Origin of the sequence: Nocardia sp. NPDC006982, assembly GCF_042869435.1 — a bacterium.
Lineage (GTDB): Bacteria > Actinomycetota > Actinomycetes > Mycobacteriales > Mycobacteriaceae > Nocardia.
In genome coordinates this window covers 41589-67710 of sequence record NZ_JBIAFV010000011.1, presented here as the reverse complement: position 1 = coordinate 67710, position 26122 = coordinate 41589, and the positions used below count along the sequence as shown (strand labels likewise).

Annotated in this window: 20 protein-coding genes and 1 pseudogene; 9 read left to right on the top strand and 12 right to left on the bottom strand. The window is 66.2% G+C overall.

From position 1 onward, the window contains the following. Positions 1-3 precede the first annotated feature (3 nt). Together ACFYOW_RS33725 and ACFYOW_RS33720 are read right to left on the bottom strand one after the other, a co-directional pair. On the bottom strand, positions 4-3645 hold the full coding sequence (locus ACFYOW_RS33725; RefSeq protein WP_387294119.1) for a DUF2126 domain-containing protein: 3642 nt from the start codon (positions 3643-3645) through the stop codon (positions 4-6). A gap of 521 nt (positions 3646-4166) precedes the next feature. After that, a complete protein-coding gene (locus tag ACFYOW_RS33720) occupies positions 4167-4775 on the bottom strand; it encodes a hypothetical protein (RefSeq protein ID WP_387294118.1) in 609 nt (202 codons plus the stop codon). 176 nt (positions 4776-4951) lie between these two features. Between ACFYOW_RS33720 and ACFYOW_RS33715 the strand changes: the two genes are divergently transcribed. The 3 genes from ACFYOW_RS33715 to ACFYOW_RS33705 are packed head-to-tail and all read left to right on the top strand — an operon-like array spanning position 4952 to position 6557. Then, positions 4952-5284, top strand: a complete 333-nt coding sequence (locus ACFYOW_RS33715) for a YbaB/EbfC family nucleoid-associated protein (protein ID WP_387294117.1) — start codon at positions 4952-4954, stop codon at positions 5282-5284. 13 nt (positions 5285-5297) lie between these two features. After that, complete coding sequence (gene recR / locus ACFYOW_RS33710) at positions 5298-5906, top strand: recombination mediator RecR (protein WP_387294116.1); 609 nt, start codon at positions 5298-5300, stop codon at positions 5904-5906. Between the two features lie 36 nt (positions 5907-5942). Then, complete coding sequence (locus tag ACFYOW_RS33705) at positions 5943-6557, top strand: LysE family translocator (RefSeq protein WP_387294115.1); 615 nt, start codon at positions 5943-5945, stop codon at positions 6555-6557. A gap of 3 nt (positions 6558-6560) precedes the next feature. Here the strand turns inward: ACFYOW_RS33705 and ACFYOW_RS33700 are convergent, their stop codons facing one another. Further along, entirely contained in the window at positions 6561-7205 is a 645-nt protein-coding gene (locus ACFYOW_RS33700) for a hypothetical protein (RefSeq protein ID WP_387294114.1), read from the bottom strand. 103 nt (positions 7206-7308) lie between these two features. Continuing rightward, the gene (locus tag ACFYOW_RS33695; protein WP_387294113.1) at positions 7309-8787 is read right to left on the bottom strand and encodes a DUF6882 domain-containing protein; all 1479 of its coding nucleotides are present in this window, start codon (positions 8785-8787) and stop codon (positions 7309-7311) included. 183 nt (positions 8788-8970) lie between these two features. Between ACFYOW_RS33695 and ACFYOW_RS33690 the strand changes: the two genes are divergently transcribed. After that, on the top strand, positions 8971-9786 hold the full coding sequence (locus ACFYOW_RS33690; protein ID WP_387294112.1) for a MerR family transcriptional regulator: 816 nt from the start codon (positions 8971-8973) through the stop codon (positions 9784-9786). 16 nt (positions 9787-9802) lie between these two features. Then, a complete protein-coding gene (locus ACFYOW_RS33685; RefSeq protein ID WP_387294111.1) occupies positions 9803-10153 on the top strand; it encodes a VOC family protein in 351 nt (116 codons plus the stop codon). Between the two features lie 39 nt (positions 10154-10192). Here the strand turns inward: ACFYOW_RS33685 and ACFYOW_RS33680 are convergent, their stop codons facing one another. Further along, positions 10193-10627 carry an SRPBCC family protein gene (locus ACFYOW_RS33680; protein ID WP_387294110.1) on the bottom strand — a complete coding sequence of 145 codons (435 nt, stop codon included), beginning with the start codon at positions 10625-10627 and terminating at the stop codon, positions 10193-10195. A gap of 313 nt (positions 10628-10940) precedes the next feature. Between ACFYOW_RS33680 and ACFYOW_RS33675 the strand changes: the two genes are divergently transcribed. Together ACFYOW_RS33675 and ACFYOW_RS33670 are read left to right on the top strand one after the other, a co-directional pair. Then, positions 10941-12377, top strand: a complete 1437-nt coding sequence (locus ACFYOW_RS33675) for an FAD-binding oxidoreductase (protein ID WP_387294109.1) — start codon at positions 10941-10943, stop codon at positions 12375-12377. Continuing rightward, complete coding sequence (locus tag ACFYOW_RS33670; RefSeq protein WP_387294108.1) at positions 12374-13690, top strand: class I SAM-dependent methyltransferase; 1317 nt, start codon at positions 12374-12376, stop codon at positions 13688-13690. The genes ACFYOW_RS33675 and ACFYOW_RS33670 overlap by 4 nt, the downstream gene beginning before the upstream one ends. A 22-nt stretch (positions 13691-13712) precedes the next feature. Here the strand turns inward: ACFYOW_RS33670 and ACFYOW_RS33665 are convergent, their stop codons facing one another. From ACFYOW_RS33665 to ACFYOW_RS33655, 3 genes are all read right to left on the bottom strand, one after another. Further along, a complete protein-coding gene (locus ACFYOW_RS33665; RefSeq protein ID WP_387294107.1) occupies positions 13713-17297 on the bottom strand; it encodes a protein kinase in 3585 nt (1194 codons plus the stop codon). Positions 17298-17465: 168 nt separating this feature from the next. Next, the gene (locus tag ACFYOW_RS33660) at positions 17466-18077 is read right to left on the bottom strand and encodes an SgcJ/EcaC family oxidoreductase (RefSeq protein ID WP_387294106.1); all 612 of its coding nucleotides are present in this window, start codon (positions 18075-18077) and stop codon (positions 17466-17468) included. A 27-nt stretch (positions 18078-18104) separates the two neighbouring features. After that, the gene (locus ACFYOW_RS33655) at positions 18105-18599 is read right to left on the bottom strand and encodes an SgcJ/EcaC family oxidoreductase (protein WP_387294105.1); all 495 of its coding nucleotides are present in this window, start codon (positions 18597-18599) and stop codon (positions 18105-18107) included. Between the two features lie 91 nt (positions 18600-18690). Here ACFYOW_RS33655 and ACFYOW_RS33650 point away from each other — a divergent pair, with 91 nt between their 5' ends. Then, complete coding sequence (locus tag ACFYOW_RS33650; RefSeq protein ID WP_387294104.1) at positions 18691-19143, top strand: MarR family winged helix-turn-helix transcriptional regulator; 453 nt, start codon at positions 18691-18693, stop codon at positions 19141-19143. Positions 19144-19163: 20 nt separating this feature from the next. Here ACFYOW_RS33650 and ACFYOW_RS33645 read toward each other — a convergent pair whose 3' ends face one another. From ACFYOW_RS33645 to ACFYOW_RS33630, 4 genes are all read right to left on the bottom strand, one after another. Beyond that, entirely contained in the window at positions 19164-20273 is a 1110-nt protein-coding gene (locus tag ACFYOW_RS33645) for an esterase-like activity of phytase family protein (RefSeq protein ID WP_387294103.1), read from the bottom strand. A gap of 267 nt (positions 20274-20540) precedes the next feature. Next, positions 20541-22691 (bottom strand): 3-hydroxyacyl-CoA dehydrogenase NAD-binding domain-containing protein, encoded by a 2151-nt coding sequence (locus tag ACFYOW_RS33640; RefSeq protein ID WP_387294102.1) that lies wholly within the window; start codon positions 22689-22691, stop codon positions 20541-20543. Positions 22692-22806: 115 nt separating this feature from the next. After that, positions 22807-24021, bottom strand: a complete 1215-nt coding sequence (locus tag ACFYOW_RS33635) for an acetyl-CoA C-acetyltransferase (RefSeq protein ID WP_387294101.1) — start codon at positions 24019-24021, stop codon at positions 22807-22809. Between the two features lie 254 nt (positions 24022-24275). Next, a complete protein-coding gene (locus ACFYOW_RS33630) occupies positions 24276-25856 on the bottom strand; it encodes a hypothetical protein (protein WP_387294100.1) in 1581 nt (526 codons plus the stop codon). 75 nt (positions 25857-25931) lie between these two features. On the opposite strand from ACFYOW_RS33630, the pseudogene ACFYOW_RS33625 reads away from it, so the two are divergent. After that, a pseudogene (locus ACFYOW_RS33625) lies at positions 25932-26122 on the top strand (hypothetical protein); the annotation flags it as partial.

Below are 26122 nucleotides of genomic sequence, written 5' to 3'. Positions count from 1 at the left end.
CGCTTACCGATCGCTGACCAGTCCCCACACCGTGCGCGCCCGGCGCAGATCGAGGATGCCCGGCGCACCGATGTCGATGGACTGTGCTGCCATCTTCGCACGTAGCACCCCTGGATCGACCCGGGAAGTGGTGTGGCCCGCCGCCTCGAACCGCCGGTTGCGGCGCGATTGCGCAGCCACCGCATTGACCGGCGGCTCGTCATATGCCATGCCACCCGGATGCGCGACGTGATAGGTGCAGCCGCCGCGGGACAACCCAGTCTCGGCATCGATCAGATCGAATACGAGCGGCGCGTCGACAGTGATGGTCGGATGCAGCGAATTGGGCGGCTGCCACGCGCGATAGCGCACTCCGGCCACTTGCACATCGGCCTTGTCGGTGGCGAGCAGCGGCACCGGCATCCCATTGCAGGTCACCACGAAACGGTCGCGGTCCGCGCCGACCACCCGGATCTGCAACCGCTCCACCGAGGAGTCGACATAGCGGGCGGTGCCGCTCGCCACGGTCTGTTCGCCGAGGGTCTTCCACGGCTCGATCGCACCGCGCAGTTCGAGTTCGACATCGCCGAGCACCACGGTCCCGATGCGCGGGAAGCGGAATTCGGTGAACGGGTCGAGCCAGCTGGTGTCGAATTCGATGCCGTGCCCACGCAGGTCGGCGGCCACCTCGGCGATATCGGCCATCAGGAAATGCGGCAGCAGATAGCGGCCGTGCAAATTTGCGCCGTGCCGAATCAGTCTGGCCTGCAACGGTTCCGCCCAGAACCGGGCGACCAGGCCGCGCACCAGCAGCGACTGCACCATGGCCATCTGGAAATGCGGTGGCATCTCGAAGCCGCGCAGCTCCACCAATCCCAGTCGGCCCCTTGCCGTTTCCGGATTGTAGAGCTTATCGATGCAGAATTCGGCGCGGTGGGTATTGCCGGTGAGGTCGGTGAGCAGATGACGCAGCGCGCGATCGATATGCCACGGCGCGTCCGAATCCCTGCTCAGCCGAGCGATTTCGGCGAAGGCAATCTCCAATTCGTACAGTGCGTCCTCGCGGCCCTCGTCCACGCGAGGCGCCTGTGAGGTCGGGCCGACGAAGCGACCGGCGAACAGATATGAAAGCGCCGGATGCCGCTGCCAGTAGGTCAGCAGCGAGACCAGCAGATCCGGGCGGCGCAGCAGCGGTGAGCGCGCGGGGGTGACCCCGCCGAGCGTGATGTGATTGCCGCCGCCGGTTCCACTGTGCGTCCCGTCGACATCGAAGGATTCGGTGCCGAGCCGGGCCAGTCCGGCCTGCTCGTAGAGCGTCGAAAGCAGTTCGGCCTGTTCGCCGAAGGAGGCGGTCGGCTGCACATTCACCTCGATCACGCCGGGATCCGGCGTCACCGAGAGCCTGCGCAGCCTGGCATCGACGGGCGGGGCGTAGCCCTCGAGCACCACCGGCTGCCCCACCGCCGCCGCGGCGGCCTCGACGCGCTGGATCAGCTCGAGGAAGTCGTCGAGTTCTTCCAGCGGTGGCAGGAAGACGTGCAGTCGGCCATTGCGGACCTCGCCGACGAGTGCGGTGGTCGGCTCCCAATCCGGGTTCTCCACCACAGCGGATGGTTCGGTCCGCGGGAACTGCAGCGGTCCCATGAACAGGGGATCACTGTCCGGGCGCGGACGCGGCGGCTGCCACGAGACGGCATCCAGCGGCAAGCGCAGACCGGCCGGAGCGTCGCCCTCCGACAATACGATTCGCCCCTCGGGCTGGTCGGACGACTTGCCGCGCCGCATCCGCCAGTCGGCGCTGGCCCACCCGGCACCGTCCGCGCGGCGATACAGCGAAAGCAGATAGGCGGCGGGCACGGTCACGGCCGTGTCGAGCCGCGCCAACAGTTCCTTGCGCGCTTGCGCCGAATCCTGTTCCAGATCATCGGCCGGGTCTACCGGATCACCTTCGGGCGCACGGACACTGCCCGCCAGCCGGGCCAGTGGGTCCTCGTAGGCCGGACGCACCTGAGTGTCCGGCAGGCCGAGACTTGCGGCGATATGCGCGATCAGCGACCGGGCGGATTCGGGACCCGCGGGCGCCGGCCACCGCGTACGAACAGTTGATTCGGTGCCTGGAGCCGACCCATCCCCGGTCATCGCGGTAGGGAATCCACCGCCTGAAACATTCGAATGAGACTGCGGCCCTGACGAACTCCCGAGGCCACTGATCGAACCGCGCTCCAGCACCGCAAGTTTCCCGACGCCATCACCTGGCCCTGAGCCGACCAATGAGCCATCGCTCGGCGCGCCATCAGCCGAAGTCGACTGGTGCCGCGTCATATCCCCCGAGTGCTCAGCCATCGGCGCCACACTGACGGATTCCCCCTCCGGCACCGAGGCAACCATCCTCGGTGGCGTCCACGGATCAGCAAGCAGATCCTGACGCGTCCAGACGGGTTCACCATCGGTGCGCCACGCGACCGCAATCTCCCAGCGCGGCAACGGTTCTCCCGGATACCACTTACCTTGCCGATACTGCACCAACCCGGTCGGCGCATAGCTGCGACGCAACCGATCGGCGAGATCGACGGCGCGTTCGCGTTTGCGTGCCCCGTCCGCCTCGGTCGTCCATTCCGGGCTGATCTGATCATCGATCGATACGAACGTCGGCTCGCCACCGATGGTCAGCCCGACATCGGCCATGCGCTCGTCGACCGCCGCACCCGCGGCCGTGATCCGCTCCCACTGGGATGCGGTGTAGGGCAATGTGGTTCGCGGATCCTCATGGACCCGCCGCACGGTATTGGCGAAATCCATGGTCGTCTCGGTCCGCCCGGTCGTGCCGGTGATCGGCGCCGACGAGGTCGGATTCGGTGTCGCGGCCAGCGGTATATGCCCCTCGCCCGCGAACAGGCCGGAGGTCGGATCGAGGCCGACCCACCCCGCACCGGGCAGGAACACCTCGGTCCAGGCATGCAGATCGGTGAAATCGGCGGGCGGTCCCGACGGCCCGTCGAGTGCGGGCACGTCCTGTGCCAACTGCACCAGATATCCGGAGACGAACCGCGCCGCCAAGCCGAATTCCCGCAGTATCGACACCAGCAACCACGCCGAATCACGGCACGACCCGATCGCGCTGCGCAGGGAGTGGTCCGGCGATTGCACACCGGGCTCCATCCGAATCGCGTACCCGACGTCATCACGCAGCGCCTGATTGACCGCGACCAGGAAATCGATGGTGCGCGGCCGATCGGTCGGCATATACGCACGCACCCATTCCCGAACCAGCGCACCGGGTCCCGAACCCGGCTCGGATTCATCGACCGGACGCAGATACGGATCCAGGTCCGCAACCAATTGTGGGCTGTAGGCGAACGGAAAGTGTTCGGCGTAATCCTCGATGAAGAAGTCGAACGGGTTGATCACCTCGAGATCGGCAATCAACCCGATGGTGATGGACAACTCCCGCGCCGGATTCGGAAAGACCAGCCGGGCAAGGAAATTCCCGAACGCGTCCTGCTGCCAGTTGCAGAAGTGATCGCCCGGGGTGACCCGCATCGAGTACGCCTCGATCTTGGTCCGCGAATGCGGCGCGGGCCGCAAACGCACCACATGGGGATGGACCTCCACCGACCGGTCGAAGGTGTAGGTGGTCCGGTGTTCGAGCGACACCTTGATGCCCATGCAGCAAGTTCACCACAACCGAGCCGGCTGTATTCGAATTGCGGTGTTCCCAGGGCCCTTCGTGGTTACGCAAGCTGCCGCCTCCGGGCCCGTCGCTCACGCCTGCGCCTCGCTGGCGCTCGGCTCCGGCGTGCGCGATGCGCGCTGTGACACGGTTCGCTCGCTGCGCTCGCTGACACCGTGGGGACGCAGCATGAACAGTCGGTTTCCGGACAGCCGCCGTCCCGATGCCGTCGCGACACGCGACCGATCTCCCACTACCTGTCCGGGGCGGGTGCTATGACCGATTCACGAACCGATCTCGTCTGGAGGCCATATGCGCGCGCCGACGTGTCCGTCCTGTGAATCCGCCACCGACCATTGCCACGGCACCCTCATCGTCCACCTCGGCCGCACCGCCGAATGCACCGATGCGGACTGCATCGATCTCGACCACGCACGGCACGCCTTCGTCGTCGACTGCGGTGACATTGCCGGGGGCTGCGCCTGCGCAGCACGGGATGTCACGCGCACCGCGCGAGCTAATAGGTCAACGCGAAGGTGAGCAGCAAGGTGGTCTGGAAGTAGCCGCGCCACCAGGAGTAGCCGAACCAGACATTGGGCGTGACCTCACGGATCTCGTCGTAGACCTGCGGGGTCGGTGACGGGGCATAGTTCAACGCCCAGGTCGGGCCGCCATCGGTGATCGCAGGTGCGGTGTACACATCGGCCTGCCAGGCCTCGAGGCCCGCCTGGGTGACCCGGTTCACCAGAAAGCCACCGTCGGGGCCGGTGTAGAACGTCTTACCGATCCACAAGGCCGGGGCCACCACCTCCATGATGGGCGGCCTGGTCACCCAGCCGTTCGTAACTCCCCTCGGCACCTCGCCGCGCGGGGCATTGCGGAAGATCGCGTCCTGCTGTTCGGCCGAACAGTGCGACCGCAGCGAGTCGATGGTGGCGGTCGGATTGTCGGGATAAAGGACGCACCCGCCGCCATAGTCCACCGCCGTGTCGACCACCTCGGCGTCGGCAACCTCGGGGTCGACGATGCCGGAGTCGGCGGCGGCGAGGCCTGCCCCCAGGAACAGACTGGGAAATCCCAGCGTGAGCACCGCGGTGCCCATGAAAAGAACTCGGTTTGCGCGCATTGCTGTCTCCAGAACTCACCACACCCGGTCCCCGACCCTGTATCGATCGTAAGACGGTGCCCTCGCGGACATCTGGTTAAAAATCGAACTGTTATCTGGCGGCTCGGGGCTGCGGGCACCGCTGTTGCCGCGCCCACTAGGCTGGACGACGACACTTTCCGCAGAGAGGACAAGCCGTGCAGCCCGGTGGTCAGTTCGATATGCAGCAATTACTCGCCCAGGCGCAGCAGATGCAGCAGGCGGTGATGCAGGCCCAGGCCGAGATCGCGGCGACCGAAGTGCAGGGGCAGGCCGGTGGCGGCCTGGTCCAGGTCACCATCAAGGCGACCGGTGAGGTCGTCACGCTGAGCATCGATCCGAAGATCGTCGACCCCGACGATGTCGAGGGGCTGCAGGATCTGGTGATCGGCGCGGTCAACGACGCCATGTCCAACGCGCAGCAGCTGGCTGCCGAGCGGCTCGGCCCGCTGGCCGGCGGCGGGTCGCTGCCGGGTCTGCCCGACTTCTGATCCGGGGACGTCTTTGTACGAGGGCCCGGTCCAGGATCTGATCGACGAGTTGGGCAAGTTGCCCGGCATCGGTCCGAAAAGCGCGCAGCGCATCGCATTTCATCTGCTCCAGGTCGAGCCGCCCGATATCGACCGGCTGCAGGCCGCTTTGCAGAAGGTGCGCGACGGCGTGCAGTTCTGCATTGTCTGCGGCACGGTCTCGGATAACGAAATGTGCCGCATCTGTTCGGATCCGCGCCGCGACCGCACCATGATCTGCGTGGTCGAGGAGCCGAAGGATGTGCAGGCCATCGAGCGCACCCGCGAATTCCGCGGGCGCTATCACGTGCTCGGCGGCGCGCTCGATCCGCTCAGCGGCATCGGACCGGATCAGCTGCGCATTCGAGAGCTGTTGGCACGCATCGGCAATCAAGAGGACGGCGTCGATGTCAGCGAGGTGATCATCGCGACCGATCCGAATACCGAGGGCGAGGCGACGGCCACCTACCTGGTGCGGATGCTGCGCGATTTTCCGGGATTGTCGGTGACCCGTTTGGCCTCCGGTCTGCCCATGGGCGGCGATCTCGAATTCGCCGACGAACTCACTCTCGGCCGCGCGCTATCGGGTAGGCGGGCACTGTAGCTTGCGTTCGGCCGGGCACGGGTTACTGTGTCGGGGATGAGCATCGAGTTCTTGCTGACCACGCTCGTCATCGTCGCCACACCCGGCACCGGCGTGCTGTTCACGCTGGCGGCCGGACTTTCCCGGGGGACGAAGGCCAGCGTGATAGCGGCCTTCGGCTGCACGCTCGGCATCATTCCGCACATGGTCGCGGCCGTCACCGGACTGGCCGCACTGCTCAATGCGAGTGCCGTCGCCTTCCAGACGCTGAAGTATCTCGGTGTCGCCTACCTGCTGTACATGGCGTGGAATACGTTCCGGGACAAGGGCGCACTGGCCGTGCCCGAGGCGGAGACCGGAACACCGTCGGCCCGGCAGGTGATCACCTCGGCAGTGCTGCTCAATATCCTCAACCCGAAACTGACGATCTTCTTCTTCGCCTTCCTGCCCCAGTTCGTGCCGACCAGTGCCCCGAATGCGTTGGCGCGCATGCTCGAACTGAGCGGGCTGTTCATGCTCGCCACCTTCGTGGTGTTCGCGATCTACGGAGCTTGCGCGGCCGCCGTGCGCAACCAGGTGATTTCCCGGCCCGCCGTGGTCACCTGGATGCGCCGGGTGTTCGGGGCCTCGTTCATTGCCCTGGCCGGTCGGCTGGCGGTGCAGAATCAGTAAGCGTCAGACGGTGATTCGACTCCAGGGCAGGGCCTGCAGCCGGGTACGGTCGTCGACGGCCCAGTCCCAGATCAGATCCGCGACGGTCTGCGGGTCGGTGACGGTGATGCCGAAGTGCCGGTCCGGGGCGCCATCTCGATACTCGAGGGTGAATGTTCCGGACTTGTCGCGGTAGGTCTGAATGTAGACCTGCTCGTCACGTTCGACGACCAGATACGGATTCGGCGGGGCCAGCTCGAGAATCCACTGGTCGGCAAGGGCTTTCGTCAAATAGGGGAATTCGCCCGCGCCACCGTGGGTGACCAGCGCGGGCACATGTCCGGCCGGATCCATCAGCCAGGCCAGCTGCGGATCGTAGACGGCGTAGTTCAGCGGTGTCGCGATCTCGAACAGCACCTGCCGGACGAATCCGATCGCGTCGTACGGGCACGGTACGTGCAATACCGCACCGGTCGCCGCGCCGCCGACCGGAACCGTGCTCAGGAATCCGTCCTGCTCGGGTAGTTCGGCATTGCGCCTGTTCAGCTCCGCCGCCATCGCCGCGACCGGTTCCGTCTCGGGTCGTCCCTGCTGGGTAGCCAGATACGCGTCGACCTGCGCGATCGTCATCGCGACACCGGACGGCAACAAGACGTGGTCGTAGCTCACGCGGCCAGCGTACTGGGGCCTGAAGAAGTCGCTGCAGCACGTCGCTTCGGCCCCGGAAGCCAGCCCGGCCCCCACGTGTTCTTCAGGAAGCCGCGCGACCCCGTCAGCGAACAGTTGGCGCGCTGCCGATCAAACCGTAGCCAACTCGCCCGACCGCGCCGTCGACGCCGAAATCGACGCGCACCTCGTACAGCCCGAAGTAGCCCATCAATCGGTGCGGCTCATCGAAATACAGCGTGGGGATGCCGTAGTGCCGGAAGTAGCCGACAACCAGTTCTCGCATGACACGGTATCGGTTCTCCGCATTGGTCAGTGGGTGCAGCATATTCGCCGCGGCATCGAAGACGGCGCAGGCCATCTCCGGATCCGTAGCAGGCGGGACAATGCGCTCGTCGATCAGCGCGACGGCATGGTGGCCACCGTCGCCGGGAACAACTGCCCAGCCCACGGCGCCGCCGAGCTGAACAGCGGCGGCCGACAGCAGATCACAGGTGTTGTCGTCGTGCGGCATGGTTGCCGTGAGGTCGACGCGGTCCGCGGCGAGCTGGTCCGCACCATGGGCGCGCGCCAGTCCGCGGACCGCGACGCTCCCCGCCCAGTCGTTGTCGGCCCAAACCCACGTTCGGGAACCCCGGTCGTACCAACCGATTTCGACGGCCGCCACCGACAAATTCGGCAATTCGGCAAAGCCGAATCGGCCGCCGACCGGATCCCAGGTCGACTGCGGATGCTCCAGCTCGGTCAGTTCCTCGGCGAAGTCGAGTAGTCCGCCCTTCAGCCCCATTGTGATCGCCACCGCGGGTGCTAGCTCGACCAGCAGAGCGTCTGGGATGAACGGAGGCACGGACGAAGGATGCCGCGGTGCCGGCGGCTGGTCTGGACGATACGGCCGGCCGTCCGGGCCGATCATGCTCGCATCGATGATGTTGTCGCTCGCGTCGACACGTGCGACCAACCGGTAGCCGTCGGGCAGTGTCAGTTCTATGCCCTCCGGGATCGGGCGAGCGGCCAGCTCGTGTGTCCTGGCATACCCCGTGACAACGTCTCGCGTTCCGTCGCCGGGCAGCAGAAGCGCCGCCATCCGCAGATATTCGCACACGCGTGCCGGATCCGGCTCGGCGTAGGTCAGGGTCTCATCGCTGGTGACGAGGTAGGTGTACGCACGGCCCCCGTGGTTGAACATCATCGCCCCGCGGGATCGCAGCGCGCCGAGAGCGATCAAGGACAAATGATCAGCGGCGAGCTTCGGGTCCCAGAATTCGCCCAGATCCAACAACTCTTCGGTGAACTCCGGAATCCCGTGCCGCACACCGATATCACGCAACCGCGTCGAATGCTCCACGCCCGGCAGTCCCGCAAGAGCCGGCTTCGCCCACGCCCACATGAACGTCAAATCCTCGGCGAAGGTCCCCAGCTGGCCGGAACGGTGCAACGCCCGCTCCCCGACCCATGCCGTGCCCGCCTCGTGATCGATCCTTATCTGCCCGTCAGGTACCTGCTGCTGAAACGCCGAATATTGCTCGATCGCCACACCGAGATGGCCCCGCGCGAATGACAACAACGCATGACTGAAATTGTCCATCTCAGCTGACGCTAGCAGGACTTCCGGCGGCGGCTACTTGAAATTGCGCGCCACGACTCGTCGATCGCGGCAGCGGCCGCAACCGAGATCGACCGCGCAATGCAGCATGGGTTCGATCCCTGTCCGGCACGATATTCGCGGGTCCTTGACTCTCCTCTAGCTGGAGGGTGTTCGCTATGAGATATGGCAGCGACAGTGTCGATCGGGGAGTTCGCGAGGTTGACGTACCTCAGTGTGAAGACGCTGCGGTATTACCACGAGGTCGAGCTGCTGGAACCCGTTGCGGTCGACGCGGGGTCGGGGTATCGGCGGTATTCGGTCGATCAGGTTGCGCAGGCGCATCTGATCCGTCGGCTGCGGGGGCTGGATATGCCGCTGCCGGAGATCAAGGCGGTGCTGGCGGCCGCGGATACCGAGGCCCGGGATGCCGCGTTGCGGGCACATCTCGAACGCATGGAAGCGGAGTTGCAGCGCACGCAGTCGGTGGTTGCTTCGCTGCGCTCGCTGCTCACACCGGCCGCGCCGATCACCGTCGAATACCGGTCGATCGCGGCATTTCCGGCACTCGCGTACGTCGATTCGGTGAGCCGGGATGCGATCGGCGACTGGTGCGCCGCCGCATATCCGCTGCTGCACGAGACCTTGGCCGCGACGAATATCGCGCCCGCCGGTGCCGACGGCGCGACCTATTCGATGGAATTCTTCGAGGACGACAGTGGCGAGGTCGCCGCTTTCATCCCGATTCCGGCCGACCCGCGGATTGCGCTACCGAGCGAACTCTCGGTCATCCAACTGCCCGCGCGCCGGTTCGCGATCACCGTGCACTCGGGCCCGTTCGACGATTTCGACCGCACCTACGGTGCCCTCGGCAGCCATGTCGCCGAACACGACACTTCGCTCGCCGAACCCATCCGTGAGCTGTACGTCCTCGGTCCGGGCGAAATCGAGGACCCCAATGCCTACCGCACCGAAGTCTGCTGGCCCATCGGTCGGCTCTGAAAGAGGGAGAACCGCAATGACACTCACGATCGGGCATATCACCTTCGACTGCACCGACGCCGCGACGCTCGCCGGTTTCTGGTCCGAGCTGTTGAACCGTCCCCTGGACGACAACGCGAGCCCGGAGTTCGCGACGGTCGGGATGGCCGAAGGCGTGGCGCCGGTACTGATGTTCATCCAGGTGCCGGATAAGACGCCGGGCAAGAATGTGATCCACCTGGATCTGAAGGCCGCGGACTGGCGCGAGCAGATCGATCGCGCGATCGGCCTCGGTGCCAAGCACATCGGCGATTTCGACGAGTACGGCACGCAATGGGCGACGCTGGCCGATCCGGAGGGCAATCTCTTCGATATCGCGGCCGGATAAGAAAAAGGCCCGACGTGTGTCGGGCCTTTCCCTGCTATCTCAGGAGAGTTCGCGCTGCAGGTTCGCGAGCACCTCGGCTTGAATCTTCTTCAGCCCCAACGGCGCGAAGATCCCCTCGAAGATCCCCGCGATACCGCCCGCACCCTTCCACGACGTGCGCAGCGTGACCTGCGAACCCGTACCGTCCGGCGTCACCGTCCAGGTGTTCACCAGCGTCGAATTCGAATCACGTTCGGTCACGATGGAATCCGAGACCGACACGACCGCGTGGATGTTGCGGGACCGCTTCTCGGTGGCCTGCAGGGTCCATTCGGCAACGGTGCCCGCGCCCTGACCACCCTCGACCACCTTGTAGTCCCGGTAGTGCGCGGAGAGGATGCGCGGACGCACCTTCTCGTAATCCGCGATGGCCTCGAGTGCGCGCTGCGGATCCGCCGCGACGGCGATCGAACTGCTGGCGCTGACCTGTCCCACGATGAGCTCCTTGTCCGGGCAGTGATTTGCCTCTATCCTGCCCTGTCCCCACCGCGGTGCGACGACCAGGTCGGTCCTGTTGATCACCGCGCGCCGACCGGTCCGCACTGTTAGGCTTCCCGATCAGATTGCGCCGGAGGGGATCCATGCAATATGTCGTGCGAAGCGGGTGTTCGAAACCGCCCGGACCGCCGCCGGACTGACACGGCGAGTCCTGGGTATTCCCGATGCAACAGATGCGTGACATTTATCCCTCGTCGGTGACCTCGCAGTGGCTTGTGTTACCGGTGCGTACTAGCGTCGAGGAGTGGCAGTGAGTCTGTTGGGGAAGGCCGGACACGCATCGGCCGCACACGAATCAGGGTTCGCCGCGCATCGAGCGGGTGTGGACCGACTGTTGGCCAGTTACCGCGCGATACCCGCGAACGCCAACGTGCGACTGGCGAAGAAGACCTCGAATCTGTTCCGGGCCAGGGCCAAGAACACCGCACCCGGCCTGGATGTTTCCGGCCTCGCCGAGGTCATCGCGGTGGACGCGGACGCCAGGACCGCCGACGTCGCCGGGATGACCACCTACGAGGATCTGGTCGCCGCGACACTGCCCTATGGGCTCGCCCCGCTGGTGGTGCCGCAGCTCAAGACGATCACCCTCGGCGGCGCGGTCACCGGCCTCGGCATCGAATCCAGCTCGTTCCGCAGCGGTCTGCCGCACGAGTCGGTACTGGAGATGGACGTGCTGACCGGGGCGGGCGAGATCATCACCGCGACACCGGATGGCGAGCACGCGGACCTGTTCCGCGGCTTCCCGAACTCCTACGGCACCCTCGGCTATTCGGTCCGACTGAAGATCGAACTGGAGACCGTCCAGCCCTATGTAGCGCTGCGCCACGTCCGCTTCCACGACCTGCGCGAGCTGGAGTCCACGCTCGCCCGGATCGTCACGGACAAGACCTACGACGGCGAACGCGTCGACTACCTCGACGGCGTGGTCTTCACCGCCGACGAAAGCTATCTGACGCTCGGCCGACAGACCGACGAGCCCGGCCCGGTCAGCGACTACACCGGCATGGACATCTACTACCGGTCCATCCAGCACGACTCCGACCGGCCCAAACGCGACCGGCTGAGCATCCACGACTATCTCTGGCGTTGGGACACCGACTGGTTCTGGTGTTCGCGCGCCTTCGGCGCCCAGAACCCGAAGATCCGCCGGTTCTGGCCGAAGCGCTACCGGCGCAGCAGCTTCTATTGGAAGCTCATCGCACTCGATCACAAGTACGATATCGGCGACAAACTGGAGGCCCGCCAGGGCAATCCGCCGCGCGAGCGTGTGGTGCAGGACGTCGAGGTTCCGGTCGAGCGGACCGCGGATTTCGTCGAATGGTTCCTGCGCGAAATTCCGATCGAACCGATCTGGCTGTGCCCGCTGCGACTGCGCGAAAACGACGCATCTGCAACGGGGCGTCCATGGCCGCTGTATCCGCTGCAGCCGAACCGTACCTACGTCAATGTCGGATTCTGGTCCGCGGTGCCGACCGTCGCAGGTCAGCAGGAGGGCAAGGCCAACCGCGCGATCGAGCAGACCGTCACCGAGTTCGACGGGCACAAATCCCTGTACTCGGATTCGTATTACGGCAAGGATGAATTCGCGGCCCTGTACGGCGGCGAGACCTACACCGAATTGAAGAAGCGCTACGACCCGGACCAGCGACTGCTGGATTTGTATTCGAAGGCGGTGCAACGCAAATGACTACATTCAAGGACCGTTCCGATGTCTTCGCGGACCTCGGGACAAAACTCAGCATTGCCGAGATCTTCGAGACGCTGATCGACGGCGATGTTCCGATTCGGCTGACCGCCTACGACGGCAGCGCGACCGGGCCGGAGGATTCGGAATACACCCTGGAGATCAAGTCCCCGCGTGGGATCAACTATCTGGCCACCGCGCCGGGTGATCTCGGCATGGCCCGTGCCTACATCGCCGGCGATATGACCGCCACCGGCGTGCACCCCGGCGATCCGTACGACATTCTGCGGGCGATGGATGGGCTGAAGTTCCGTCGTCCGTCGGCGCTCGCGCTGGTCACCATCGCGCGCTCGCTCGGCTGGGAGCGGCTCAAGCCGATCGCGCCGCCACCGCAGGAGACGCTGCCGCGCTGGCGCCGGATCGCGCTGGAGGGCCTGCGGCACTCCAAGACTCGCGATGCCGAGGCCATCCACCACCACTACGACGTCTCCAACACCTTCTACGAATACGTCCTCGGCCCCTCGATGACCTACACCTGCGCGACCTACGGGGACGAGAACTGGACGCTGGAGCAGGCCCAGGAGAACAAGTACCGCCTGGTCTTCGACAAGCTGCGGCTGAAGGAGGGCGACCGGCTGCTCGATATCGGCTGCGGCTGGGGCGGTATGGTGCGCTACGCGGCCAAGCGCGGCGTCAAGGTCATCGGCGCGACACTATCCGCGGAACAGGCGGAATGGGCGCAGCAGAAGATCGCCGAAGAAGGTCTGTCCGACCTCGCCGAAGTGCGGCATTCCGACTACCGCGATATTCCGGAGGTCGACTTCGACGCCGTCTCCTCGATCGGCCTGACCGAGCACATCGGGGTGCACAACTACCCGTTCTACTTCGACTACATCAAGAGCAAGCTGCGCGAGGGCGGCCTGTTCCTGAACCACTGCATCACCAGGCCGGACAACACCCGGACCACCAAGGCCGGTGACTTCATCGACCGCTACGTCTTCCCGGACGGCGAACTGATCGGCTCCGGCCGGATCATCTCCGAGATCCAGAATATCGGCCTCGAGGTGATCCACGAGGAGAACCTGCGCGAGCACTACGCGCTCACCCTGCACGAGTGGTGTAAGAATCTGGTCGCCAACTGGGATGCCTGCGTCGAAGAGGTCGGCGAGGGCACCGCGAAAGTGTGGGGCCTGTACATGGCCGGTTGCCGACTCGGCTTCCAGCGCAACGTGGTTCAGCTGCACCAGGTGCTCGGCGTCAAGCTGGGCCCGAACGGCGAATCGGGTCTGCCGCTGCGCCCGTGGTGGCAGCCGTAATCAGCGACTGATACTGCCCGTCCTAGCCCAGGAGTTCATCCAGGAATAGGGCGGGCAGCGTCGTTTCGCCGGATTGTCCCGGTGTCGCACGCACTTCGGTGCGCAGCACGCGCAGGATGCCGAGCACACCGGGTCCCGCATCCAAAAGTGGCATGGTCCAACCGTGTTCGGCGCAGGTGGCCGCCGCGGGCAGCAGCAGTCCGGTGGCCTCGCCGACCCAGCCGGAGGCGGCCAGACATTCGGCGAGCAGCAGTACGGTATCCAATTCCGCTCGAGGACGGTGCTGTTCGACCATGCGAGCGTGCAGCGCGCGGGCCCGGCGCACCGCGCGATCGTCGGCGCGCAGCTGACGTTCGGACAGCAGCGCGCGGATCGCGGCGATCTCCTCCGCCTCGGCGGCCAGTGCCGCCGCGCCCGTCATCCGATGGGCCTGGTGAATGGTTCCGGAGATATCCGATTCGTATCCGGTCGCGGCATCGGCGACGCGCCGGGCCGCGGTATCGGTCAGCAGTCCCAGGCGCAGCCGCTCGGCGCGGATATGAGAGGCGAGCCGGATCAGTCTGTTATCGGCCGCGATTCGATCGCCCTCGTCGAGGCGGGCGGTCGCGGTGTACAGATCGCCGAGCGCGGCCTTGACCCTGGCACCGACCACGAAGGTGGAGATCAGGAAGTCGACCGGCCCGACCCGGGTGACCAACTGATGACTGTCGTCGAGCAGCCGGTCGGCGGTATCCAGATCGCCCCGGCGGTAACTCATTTCGCCGAGCAGCGCCGCGGCCACCCGCACCGCATCGGAGCGCGGTCCCGACTTCTGCCGTGCGGCCTCCCACGCCTGCTGGAAACAGCTTGTGGCAGTGGCGATATCGAGCTGTTCATAGGCTGCCGCACCCTTGCCGCACAGTCCGAAAACTTCGCCGAGCGGATCCTTGGATCGAGCGTGAAACGGCGCCGCCCATTCCTGGATTTCGCGCGCCCCGTCGAAGTCGAATTCGCACAAGCGCACGAAGGAGGTCAGATTCGCGGCGGTCGATACGGTCCAGGCGGGTAGTTCATCGGGTTTCTCCAGGCATTCGGCCACCTGGTCGAGAACACCCTCGGTGTGGTCGCGCGCGATCTGATCCGAGGCCGCGAGCACCGCTGCCTGGCAGCGCTGCCGATCCGCATCGTCATCGGTGGACGACCCGCGCGCCAGCACATTGGACAAGCGGCCCAAGGCCGCGCGCGCCGCGGCGGGCTGCTGCAGATTCACATTCGCCCTGGCCACGGCCATGAGCAGTTTGGATCGCGAAGCCACCTGCTGCACCGGCAGCTTCGATACCGTCCCGAGCAGCGTCGCGAGGCGGGACTTATCGATGAGGTCCATGCCGCCGCTCTCGAGCAGATCCAGCGCCATCTTCAGATCCGTCGCCGCGAGCGCGTGATCGACCGACTTGCGCAGCAGATTATGTTCGGCATACCAGCGAGATGCCTTGCGGTGCAATGCCCGCACCTTGCTCGGATCGGCCCGCTCCAACCGCGCCCGAAGATGTTCGGCGAACAGCGGCTGCATCCGGAACCACTCGGGATCGTGGGCAATGCGCCGGACGAACAACTCGCGCTGTTCGGCCTGCTCGAGCATCGCTTCGCCGTCCGGCTCCTCCGAAAGCGCCGAGGCCAGCGAACCGCTGACCCGCTCGGTGATCGAGATCGAGGTCAGGAAGTCGAGCATCTTGGGTTCGAGGGCGTCCAGGACGTTTTCGGCGAGATACTCGCGGATGCCGTGACTGCCCTCGGCCAGATTCGCGATCAATCGATCCGGATCGACATTGCCACGCAACGACAAACTCACCAGTTGGACCGCGGCGGGCCAGCCGTCGGTGGCCGCGTGGATCTCCTCGATCTGGTTATCGGTGAGTGCGAATCCGTTGCGCTGCACCAGGATTTCCTTGGTCTCTGCGCTGGTCAGGCGCAACGCCGAGGAGCCTATTTCGACCAATTCGTCGTGCACCCGCATCCGACTGGTCGGCAGGCCCGACTGCTCCCGACTGGTCACCACGAAGCGCAAGTGGTGACATCCGTTGTCCAGCAACGCATCCATCGCCCGCCGCGCACCCGCATCGCCGACCCGGTGCCAGTCGTCCACGATCACCACGACGGTGGTCCCGCCGGCGTGGATCTCATCGATCAGCGTGGAGATGACATAGGCGACCGCGTCGGCGGGCCGTTCCTCGAGCACCTGGTCCAAGCCCTCGCCGATATCTGGGCGAACCCGGCGGATCGCCTGGATGAGGTGGGCCAGGAACCAGATCTCGTTATCGTCGTCCTGGTCGACGCCGAGCCAGGCCACCGGGACCCCGCCATCGGTCAGCTCATTGCGCCACTGCGCGGCCACCGTGCTCTTGCCGAATCCGGCCGGTGCGTGGATGACCGCGAGTCGGCGGCGGCCACCGGCGCGCAGCGTGTCCAGCAGGCGCGGGCGCGGCACCGGCTCGCGGGCCGGGGTCGGCGGGCGGAATTTCGTCGTCGCCGTCGGGGGCAGTGTCGGCGCGACCGAGGTCGAGTTGGCCGGATGCTGGGAGACCGCGGGACGCAATGTCAACGGCCAACTGCGGCGTGCGGTCACCGCCGGTCGCGTTACCGTCACCTCGGCCGCGTTCGGATGTTCCGTCTCATCCGGCGCCACCACCGTGGTATCCAGTAGCGCCATCTCATCGGGCATCTGATCGTGCTCGCGCTGCACCGTGCGCAGCAGCTCGCCGAACTCGAAGGCCGACGCGGGCCGGTTACCCGGATCGGTGTCCATCGCATACTGGATGGCATCGGCGACATCGTCGGGAATGTCGTGGCCGTGCAGGTCCGGCACCGGTTGGGTGGTGATCCGCAGGAATTGCGCGACCACCTTCTCCCCCGATTGCCGTTCGAAGGCGGCATGGCCGGTCAGCAGGGCGAACAGCGTCGAGCCGAGTCCGTATACATCGGAGAGCACGGTCGGCTCGTCGCCCTTGAGTACCTCGGGCGCGGTGAAGGCGGGTGAGCCCGTGATCAAACTGCTGGAAGTGCGGAAACCGCCCGGAATCCTGGCGATTCCGAAATCGGTGAGTTGCGGTTCGCCGTACGCACTGAGCAGGACATTCGCCGGTTTGACGTCCCGATGCAGAATCTGGGCCCGATGCGCGCTCTCGATCGCGCCCGCCAGCTTCACCCCGGCCCGCAGCGAATCCGCCCAGGTGAGCGGACCCTGGTCCCGAATGACCTGTTCGAGCGATCCTCGAGTGCAGAAGGGCATCACGATGAATGGTTGGCCGGTCGGGGTGACATCGACCTGCAGGATGTCGACGATATTGGGATGGCCGGACAGCCGGCCCATCGCCTGCTCCTCGCGCAGGAACCGTTCCCGGCTCTCGGCATCGATCTCCGAGGAGAGCACCTTGACCGCGACCACCCGGTCCAATGCGTACTGGACACAGCGGTACACCACCCCGAACCCGCCCCGGCCGATCTCGACCGCACCCGACAGGCCCATCGCCTCCAGCTCGTCGACCATTTCGATGGGCGCATGCCGCTGTGTGTCCGATTCGGCCGAAGTCGATTCGGCGTTTGCCTTGCCCGAACGCATCTGTGGATTCATGTGACCACCTCGAATTCACATCGAATCGGCGTCACCGGCGACCGAGAAACACACGGACATCGGACATCGCGAAACGATCTCGCGATGCCCGATATGTCACGCATACTCCAACGTAGCGCGGTATCAACCCGAGTGGGTGGCTTTCGAAACAGCGTGGTTGCGACCGCCTCAGCGCTCGGCGGCGGGCCTGGTCGCCGGATCGTAGAGAAACGAGATCCGCTCCATGACGTTGTTGCGCTGCGTGTTCTGGAACGCGGCGATCAACCAGCGACCGTCTTGGCGAACCATGGTGTAGGTCTGCGTTTTCGACAGCTCCTCGGGCTGTTTCGGGTCGCCCTTGTAGGTATCGCCGCGACTGGTGACGACGGCGGTATCCGGGCCGTAGAAGCGGATGCCGAGAATCGAATCGGTGAGCTCGGTGCCCTTCTTGAAGCCCTTGAACAGGGCGCGGTGGCCCTCGACGATATCGGCGCGCCCCTGGTAGTAGGTGCCGACGAAGCTGGTGTAGGTGGCGTCCTCGGTGAACAGGGCGCCGTAGGCGTCGGCATCGCCGCGACCCCAGGCGTCGGTGAGTTGGTCGAGCAGATCACAGATTTCCCGGGCCGACTGCGGCGCGGGCGTGGTGACGGTGGCGCAGGCGGTCGTGCCGAGGTTGTGCACGTCCGAGGTCCGGTCCAGCCAGAGGTAGCCGCCGCCCGCGGCGACACCGAGGGTGACGGCGGAGGCGGCCAGGACGCGGGAGACGATGCGGCGGCGATGGCGGTGTGCGGGGGCGTTCATGGCGGATCCTTTTGGGGCAGTGGGAGTTCAGCGCTCGGCGGCGGGGCGGGCGGCGGGGGTGGACAGGTAGGTGATGCGCTCCATGAGCTTGTTGCGCTTGGTGTTCTGGAAGGCGGCGATCAGCCAGCGGCCGTCGCGGCGGACCATGGTGTAGGTCTGGGTCTTGGTGAGCTGCTTGGGCTTGCCCTTGTAGGTGTCGCCGTGGCTGTTGACCACGGCGGTGTCCGGGCCGTAGAAGCGGATGTCGACGATGTCGTCGGCCAGCCGGGTGCCCTTCAGGACGCTGCCGAACAGGGCGCGATGCGAGGCGACGATATCGGCGCGGCCGCGGTAGAGGGTGCCGAGAAAGCTTGTGTAGGTGGCGTCTTCGGTGAAGACGGTGCCGTAGGCGTCGGCATCGCCGCGGCCCCATGCGTCGACCAATTCCGCGAGTACGGCTTCGATCGCCTTTGTGTCATTGCTGTGCCCACCCGTCGCCCGACCGTCGCCCCTCATCGAATCGCTACGCGATGCTGCATTCATTTTGCCCTCCGTGCTAGATTTCTTCTTAGAAGAGCTTTCTTCGTCTAGGAAGTCTCTTCGTTGAAGAAGAGATTAGAAGATGGAGGTATCCGTGTCAACACCTGCCATGCGCCCGGACGCGAGCGAGGTCTACCGCCGCTATCTGAGCGCGGTCATGCTGCACGGACAGGCCGGTGCGCGCGCCGTCGACCTGGGCGCGACGGACCTCTACGCCCTGAACATCCTGGAACTCAACGGCGCAATGACGCCCGGCGAACTCGGCGCGCGCAGCGGACTGACCACCGGCCCGACCACCCGCCTCATCGATCGCCTGGAAGACGCGGGCTATGTGCGGCGCGTCCCGGTGCCCGGTGACCGCCGCAAGGTGATCGTCGAATTGATCGATAAGCCAGCCGATCTCGACGAAGTCCTGGCCCCCGCGCGGCGCGCCATCGGCGAAATCCTCGGCGGGTATTCCGCCGAACAGCGTGAAGTTCTGTTCGACTACTTCACCCGCGCCGCGGACGCGTACTACCAGGCGGCGGAGGATCTGCGGCCCAGCTGAACTACGAGCCGGCCGACCTGCTACCGGACGGCCAACGCCACGATCTGGGTGACCTGCTTATCCGAAAAGTTGTTGTCGCTGACCAGGATCAGGGTGCGTTCGCCCGACGGCAGGCGCGGCCCCCAGGTCATGCCCTCGATATTGTCGATGGGGTCGAGCGCGAGGTCGGCGAGGTCGACCAGCAAGCGCTTGGCGACCGGTCGGGCGGTGCCGAGCGGAGCATCGAGGATGTTCGTCGCGCCATTGGTATCGGCCTCGTAGATCCGGATCTTATTGCCGACGCCGAGCACGAAAGAGCGTTCCAGGACAAGGAAATTCGTGGGATCGAGCGGATCGGCGGCCAGGATCGAGGCAATGCCGTTCATGCCCTGGCCCGGCTCCGGACTCGACTCGGCGAAGACCGGCTCCATCGGGTAAGCGTACTGAGCGAGCAGCGGGCCGAAACGCGCCTGCACCGTAATCCGTGAGGTGGCAGCGGTTTTCGCCGTTGCGACAGGACCGTCCTGCAGCATCGGGCCCTCGACGGAGGTCACGAACAGGGCGCCACCCGCCGCGAAGGTCGCGCCCTCGAGCGCGAGATTCTGGCGCGGGCCGGTGGTCGGGCGCATCCGCTCGTTCTCCGGAATCGGGAGTTCGGCGGCGAAAGTGCCGTCCGGGTGGGTGATTCGGACCGAGGGGTCGGCGAGCACGGCATCGGTGCGCTCACCCTCCTGCGTCCAGAAGTAGTCACCGGTCCACGGGTCGGCCCGAATCTCCTCCGGATCCAAGGACTTCGGCGCGTACAGCGAGCCGTCCGGAGTACGCAGCGGGCAGGTCCCGGTGAACGTCACCGGACCGATGCCGCCCTCGCCCACGCCGAATCGCGCGGTATAGAAACGCGCCGGGTCCCGCTCGGACCTGTCGTCGCTGATCAACACATATTCGCCGGTGCTCGGCTGAAAATCGATACCGGACAACCCGCCGACCGTGGTGCCCCGAAAGTCCATGTCGAACGGAATGATCTGCTGGCCGAGTAAGCGCACCGGTGCGGCATCGGACGCGACCGGCGGCGGCGCTGCGTCGGCAACCGGGGCGACAGCACATGCGAGCGCGAAGGTCGCTACAAGCAGGGACCCTTTACTTCTGACCACAATCACCTACCGTATCGACGAGGCCGGTCGCACAGGTTAACGGCATTCGAAAAGGTGTTGTCGCTGACCAGGATCAGAGTGCGTTCGCCCGACGGCAGGCGCGGACCCAGGTCGCGCCCTCAGGTGAACCAGCACATCCCGCAATGCCCGCGCGGCCGCAACCCCGGCCCGGAACAGCGAAAGCCCGCCACCGCGAAATGCGGTGGCGGGCTGACCTTTTCGAGACCTGCAAGCAGTCGCTACGGCCCGTTGCGAATTACCGCGTGACTACTTGCGCAGCGAGGCCGGGACCTCGAAACGCTCGCCGTAGGTCTTGGCGAGGTAGTCGGCGCGCTCGACGAAGGCCGCCTGGCCGCCCGGGTAACCGACGATGTACTGGTGCACACCACCGGTCCAGGCCGGGAAGCCGATGCCGAAGATCGAGCCGATGTTGGCGTCGGCGGTGGTGATGAGCACACCCTCGTCGAAGCACTTCTGGGTCTCGATCGCCTCGATGAACAGCATGCGGTCGATCAGATCCTGCAGCGGCACACCGAAACCGGCGGTGGTCTTGAAGTGCTCGCGCAGACCCGGCCACAGGCCGAGACGCTTGCCGTCCTCGTCGTACTCGTAGAAACCGGCCTTGCCAAGGCGACCCGGGCGACCCTGCTCGACCAGGTAGTCGATGACATCCTGTGCCGGGTGCCGCTTCACACCCAGGGTGTTGTCACCCTTCTCGGCGGCCTCCAGGGTCTCCTTGGCGATCTTCTGCATCAGCGTCAGGTTCAGCTCGTCCGACAGCTGCAGCGGCGCGGCCGGGTAGCCCGCCTGCAGACCGGCCTGCTCGATGGTCGCGGGCTCGATGCCCTCGTTGAGCATGGCGATCGCCTCGTTGACGAAGGTGCCGATCACGCGCGAGGTGAAGAAGCCGCGGCTGTCGTTGACGACGATCGGGGTCTTCTTGATCGCGAGGGTGTAGTCGAACACCCGGGCCAGCGCCTCGTCGGAGGTCTTCTCACCCTTGATGATCTCCACCAGCGGCATCTTGTCGACCGGCGAGAAGAAGTGGATGCCGATGAAGTCCTCCTGGCGCTTCACACCGGTCGCCAGACCGGTGATCGGCAGGGTGGAGGTGTTCGAGCCCAGCAGCGCGTCCGGGGTGACGATGTCCTCGATCTCCTGGAACACCTTGTGCTTGAGCTCGGTGTTCTCGAAGACCGCCTCGATGACGAAGTCGACACCGGCGAAGTCGGCCGCATCCGCGGTCGGCTTGATCCGGTCCAGCAGCGCCTTGGACTTCTCCTCGGTGGTCTTGCCGCGAGAAAGGGCCTTGGCCTCGATCTTCTCGGAGTAGTTCTTACCGCGCTCGGCCGCCTCGATGGTGACGTCCTTCAGCACGACCTCGTAGCCCGCCTTGGCCGAGACGTAGGCGATGCCCGCGCCCATCATGCCCGCGCCGAGCACGCCGACCTTGCGGATCTCCTTCTTCGGGACATCCTTGGGCCGCGAACCGCCGTTGTTGATCGACTGCAGGTCGAAGAAGAACGCCTGGATCATGTTCTTCGCGACCGGGCCGGTCAGCAGCGAGACGAAGTAGCGCGATTCGATCAGCGACGCGTTGTCGATGTCGACCTGCGAACCCTCGACCGCGGCCGACATGATGGCGCGTGGTGCGGGCATGTTGGTGCCCTTGAGCTGCTTGCGCAGGTTGGCCGGGAAGGCCGGGAGGTTGGCGGCGAAGGCCGGGCTGGACGGAGTGCCGCCCGGGATCTTGAAGCCCTTCTTGTCCCAGGGCTGCACGCCACCCTCGGGGTTGGCCTTGATCCACGCCTTGGCCGCGGGCACCAGTTCCTCGACCGAGCCGACGACCTCGTTGATCAGGCCGATCTCCTTGGCCTTGCCCGGGCGGTACTTGTTGCCCTGCAGCAGGAACTGCATCAGCGCGCCCTGCAGGCCGAACATGCGCACGGTGCGGATGACACCGCCACCGGCGGGCAGCAGGCCCAGGGTCGCCTCGGGCAGGCCGAGCTGCACACCCGGCACATCCGCGGCGATCCGGTAGTGGGTCGCCAGGGTGATCTCCAGGCCACCGCCGAGTGCGGCGCCGTTGATCGCCGAGACGACCGGCTTGCCCAGGGTCTCCAGCCGACGCAGCGCCGACTTGATGGTGCCGAGCTCCTCCATGAGGGCCTGGCCGTCTTCCGGGCCGACCTTCATCATGTTCTTCAGGTCGCCGCCGGCGAAGAAGGTCTTCTTCGCCGAGGTGATCACCACGCCGGTGATGCTGTCCTTCTCGGCCTCGAGCCGGTCGACGGTCGCGGTCATCGACGTCTTGTACAGCTCGTTCATCGTGTTGGCGCCCTGGTTCGGGTCGTCCATCGTCAAAACGACGATGCCGTCCGAATCCTGCTCCCAACCGATCATGTTGGTCTCGCTCACAGCTCTGTGTCTCCTGTGTCTAATTGGCGGCGCTCGCGGTCCCTACGTGGTTACGCAAGCTACCGCCTCCGGGCCTGCGCGAACGCCGCCGTGAATTCTCAGCTGTCGGTTGGGGTTAGACGCGCTCGATGATCGTGGCGACGCCCATGCCGCCACCGATGCAGAGGGTGACCAGCGCGTAGCGGCCGTTGCGGCGCTCCAGCTCATCGACCATGGTGCCGGTGATCATGGCGCCGGTGGCGCCGAGCGGGTGGCCCATCGCGATGGCGCCGCCGTTGACGTTCAGCTTCTCGTCCGGGATCTGCAGATCCTTCTGGAACTTCAGCACCACCGAGGCGAACGCCTCGTTGATCTCGACCAGGTCGATGTCGTCGAGGGTCAGACCCGCCTTGGCCAGCACCTTCTTGGCGGCCGGGGTCGGACCGGTCAGCATGATGGTGGAGTCGGCGCCGCTGGTCGCGGTCGCGACGACGCGTGCACGCGGGGTCAGGCCGGAGGCCTTGCCCGCCTCTTCCGAACCGATCAGCACCAGCGCGGCGCCGTCGACGATGCCCGAGCTGTTGCCACCGTGGTGAACGTGGTTGATCTTCTCGACGAAGTGGTACTTCTGCAGCGCCACGGCGTCGAAGCCACCCATCTCGCCGACCACGGCGAAGGACGGGTTCAGCTTGGCCAGGTCCTCGGCGGTGGTGCCGGGGCGCATGTGCTCGTCGTTGTCGAGGACGACGAGGCCGTTCTGGTCCTTGACCGGAACGATCGACTTGGCGAAGTAGCCGCCGGTGGTGGCCTTGGCGGCGAGCTCCTGCGAGCGCACGGCGTAGGCGTCCACGTCATCGCGGGAGAAGCCCTCGATGGTGGCGATCAGGTCGGCGGAGACACCCTGCGGCACGAAGTAGGTGTCGTAGTTGGTGGCCGGGTCCAGTGCCCAGGCGCCACCGTCGGAGCCCATCGGCACGCGGGACATGGACTCGACGCCACCGGCGAGGACCAGGTCGTCGAAGCCCGAGCGGACCTTCTGCGCGGCCAGGTTGACGGCCTCGAGGCCGGAGGCGCAGAAGCGGTTGAGCTGGAAGCCGCCGACGGTGTCGGGCAGGCCGGCTACGGTCACGGCGGTGCGGGCGATATCGGCGCCCTGGTCACCAACCGGCGCGACGACGCCCAGGATCAGATCGGAGATCCGGTCCTCATCGAGGTTCGGGAAACGGCCGCGCAGCTCCTGGATCAGACCAACAGTCAGGTCGATCGGCTTGACCGAGTGCAGCGAACCGTTCTTCTTGCCGCGTCCGCGCGGGGTGCGGATGGCCTCGTAAATGTAGGCCTCTGTGGTCATATCGGAGTGTTCCTTCCTTAAGGGTGCGGCGGCCGAACATTCGTCCGTCCATGCGAGTGACCTCGCCGATCGGTCCGGAGACCGACCGTCCTGACGCTGTACAAAAGTCGACAAGCAGCGGCGATGACGAGTTCCAGATACCCGCATGCCTCCGCATACCATAGAACTTCGCCACACCGCGGCTCGCGGCCACCCGTTCATACTACCGTGGTGTGCGAACTCCGGTTAACTTAACGTCTTGTGAACGAGGGTTGTCAACCATCCAGCCGTGTGGCACCCAGCTCACTTTTGAGCAACTCCAAGGCCACCTCATCCGGGTCGCGTCGATCCCCTGGCGCCACCGGGGTCTGCGATTCGGCCAGCATCTCCTGTTCCTCCTCCGGCGTGGAGGGCGGCGGGACGCCATCGATCGGCGCGTAATCCATCGGACCCGGGTCATCCGGTAGATCCGGGAAGTCGGGCGGCGGAATATCGTCGTCGCCGCGGAACGACCGCGCGTCACTACTCGGTGCGGGCCGCCGACCAGGGCCCGCCGCTGGATCGGAGGCCGCCGCCCTGGCCTGACTCGGCCGCGAGAACCGCGGCGGCGTAGGCGCATCCGAAGCGCGCCCAGCCGCAGTGCCGGATTCACGTCCCGGCGCACTAACGGCCTGCTGCCCTGCCTGACCACGCCCCCGACTCGCCTTCGGCGTGGCAGCCGCGGGCCGAGGCGCGGCCCCACCCGCTTCCCAGCGCACCGGATGATCGCTGCCGAGCACGGCCCGCACCGCCGACCGCACCGCCTCCACATTCCGCGGATCCGACAACCGCTGCGCCAACGGCGCATGCTGATGCGCGAATACGATCACCTCCCCCTCGATCCGCGCCACCGAGGCCCCCGACAGCAACGCCTGCACGGTAGGCCCGAACTCCCGAACCTTCGCCCGAATCTCCGCCCAGGCCCCCTCCACCGCCCGCAACAAATCCCCATCCCCCTGCCCACCGGCCTCCGCACCGGCTTGGTCCGCGAGCCCCTGCGCACCGCTCTCCTGCACGGCACCTTGCGCGCGCCCCTGCTGCACAGCAGCTCGCGCGCCGCCCTGCGGCGCCGCACCACCCGGACCCGCCCCGGTCGTCGACTCACTCAGTTCCGCCGCACCAGCTGTGGTCCGATCCGCGACACCTCGCTCCGACCGTTGCACCGCAGCGTCGTGGTGCGCCGCGGCACTCGTGCCCGCGCCACTGGTCTGCTCGCTCGATTGCGCCAAACCGGCCCTGGACGCCGCCTCTGCCGCAGCCTGGTCGGACTGCCGAGCCGAAATCGACTGCGCAACTTCCGAATTAGACGGCGCTTGCCCCTCGCCGACCCCGGCGTGGTCGCGCTCTCGCGGTGCCGTTGTCTCGGAGACCGCCTGCGTCCCTTCGGATTCCAGCAATCCGGCGGCAGCCTGCGAACCCTCGTCGCCCGCCGAGTCGGCCGCACCTCGACCGGATGCGGCGGCCCGATCCGCAGATTCGACGCCTGAAGAGGCGAAAGCCTGACTAGGTGCGGCATCGGTCGGGGCAGCCCCAGCACCCGACGAAGCATCAGAGCGCGCTTGTCCCACAGACGCCGCATCAACGGGCGCGCCGCTTGTCTCGTCGGAGGCATCGACTCCGGCCTGCTCTGCCGCAACGACCTGTTCAGTGCTCGAACCCGGATCGACAGCCGTGCGATCGGCATCCGTCTGCGTCTCGCCAGGCTCGGCCGTCGAATCATCCGGCACGAAAGCGAATCCGGCTCCGGCATCGGCTTGACCTGCGGCTGCACCCTGCTCGACAGAATGCCCGCGCGCGGTCGAAGCCTCTTCCGCCAATGGGGTCTGTGTTGCCGCAGCGCTCGGTCCGACCGCAGGATCCGGCCCACCGGCCGACCCCTCTGGATCAGCACCATGCCCGGCGGTCGAGTGCTGTTCAACAGCCGCTGCCCGCTCTGCAGGCAGGCTCTGCCCAAGGCCACCAGCCTGCCCGGCAGCACCAGCCTGCCCGGCAGCACCAGCCTGCCCGGCAGCACCAGCCTGCCCGGCAGCACCAGCCTGCCCGGCAGCACCAGCCTGCCCGGCAGCACCAGCCTGCCCGGCAG